The sequence below is a fragment of the Microcystis sp. LE19-10.1B genome (assembly GCF_027530565.1).
Lineage (GTDB): Bacteria > Cyanobacteriota > Cyanobacteriia > Cyanobacteriales > Microcystaceae > Microcystis > Microcystis aeruginosa.
In genome coordinates this window covers 1-1,156 of sequence record NZ_JAPZQM010000356.1, presented here as the reverse complement: position 1 = coordinate 1,156, position 1,156 = coordinate 1, and the positions used below count along the sequence as shown (strand labels likewise).

General features: G+C 39.4%; 3 protein-coding genes. 1 reads left to right on the top strand and 2 read right to left on the bottom strand.

From position 1 onward, the window contains the following. Nucleotides 1-80: 80 nt before the first annotated feature. Entirely contained in the window at nt 81-299 is a 219-nt protein-coding gene (locus tag O9332_RS12695) for a PEP-CTERM sorting domain-containing protein (RefSeq protein WP_232023761.1), read from the top strand. Nucleotides 300-368: 69 nt separating this feature from the next. Here the strand turns inward: O9332_RS12695 and O9332_RS12690 are convergent, their stop codons facing one another. Both O9332_RS12690 and O9332_RS12685 read right to left on the bottom strand, forming a co-directional pair. Next, nucleotides 369-650 (bottom strand): type II toxin-antitoxin system RelE family toxin, encoded by a 282-nt coding sequence (locus O9332_RS12690; RefSeq protein WP_004159268.1) that lies wholly within the window; start codon nt 648-650, stop codon nt 369-371. Then, nucleotides 616-819, bottom strand: a complete 204-nt coding sequence (locus O9332_RS12685) for a type II toxin-antitoxin system Phd/YefM family antitoxin (RefSeq protein ID WP_004159269.1) — start codon at nt 817-819, stop codon at nt 616-618. The genes O9332_RS12690 and O9332_RS12685 overlap by 35 nt, the downstream gene beginning before the upstream one ends. Nucleotides 820-1,156: the final 337 nt, after the last annotated feature.

The following is a 1,156-nucleotide window of genomic DNA, read 5'->3' as shown; positions in this document are numbered from 1 at the left end:
TGAGGTGGCCAATTACCTAATTTTCAGGGAAAAAGTGCCTAAATTTCCCCCCGATCACTCCCAGATCCAGTACTTTTTGATTGACAAAAGGTCTAAAAGTCTTACCCAACAAAGTTTTTAGATTTATTCAGCCAGCCCTATATAGTGGAGCTTTATCGGCTTCGGATATTCAGTTTCTCTATCATAACCCTGGAGTAGCAATTGGAGAATCCTCATCCATCCCCGAACCCTCATCAATTCTAGGAATACTGAGTTTAGGAGTATTAGGAATAGGTGCAGCTTTAAAGCGCAAATCTTGAAGATAGTGCTAGAGGCATTTCCTATAAATGCCTCACCTTGCTTTTTTACAGAGATCATCTAAACAAATTCTAACGATAACTTTCCCTTCTGTGTCGAACTCGCATCACTTTCACAACTTGGTTTTTATCATCAATTTCGTAAATAATTCGATACTCTCCAACTCGAACACGGTAATCTTGTAGGGAGTTTTTCAACTTAAGACATCCAGATGGTCTAGGATTAGTGTTTAAGGCTCTAATGACCGGAATAATACGCTCAAATAAATCAGCAGGTAATTTTCTTAAATCCCGTTCCGCCTGTTTTTCTAGAAGAACTTCATACATCCGTTGAATAATCTTTGAGAAAGTCATCTAGAGAACGAAACTCAAGGGGTTTCTGGCGCATTTCGGCTAAAGCCTTTAAATCTTCAATCGCTTCAATTTGCTCTAACATCTCTTGATAAACCTCAATATCGAGAATAACCGACACTGGTTTCCCATCGCGTAAAACTATTTCAGGGTCTTTAGGCTGAGTTGTCATAATTTAGCTGTTTAGTTAGTATTTATTTCTATTGTAGATTTTAGCAAAGGCCAATTCAAGTTTGAAGTGCACCAGTACCTGACTGCTTGAAGCCCACATTCCGCACCCTCAACTGTCACATAAGCTGTCCCCCTCCAGAGACTTGAGTAAAAATACTTATCTGGTGAAGGTTTTCTCGGTGGCCGTTAGGGGGATATTGAGACCCCTAATTATGAAAAAATAGGAATTGTTGGAAAACTTAGGCAGTGGGCTGTTCGACCATGAATCAATCAACAGAAATTGAAGTCAAAAATCTAGACCATCTGGGATTAGTAGCCGGAATTATCGATGAAATAGG

Bases quoted from the DNA above. Each gene is read 5' to 3' on its own strand.
- O9332_RS12690 (WP_004159268.1), bottom strand. From the start codon at position 650: ATGACTTTCTCAAAGATTATTCAACGGATGTATGAAGTTCTTCTAGAA.
- O9332_RS12685 (WP_004159269.1), bottom strand. From the start codon at position 819: ATGACAACTCAGCCTAAAGACCCTGAAATAGTTTTACGCGATGGGAAA.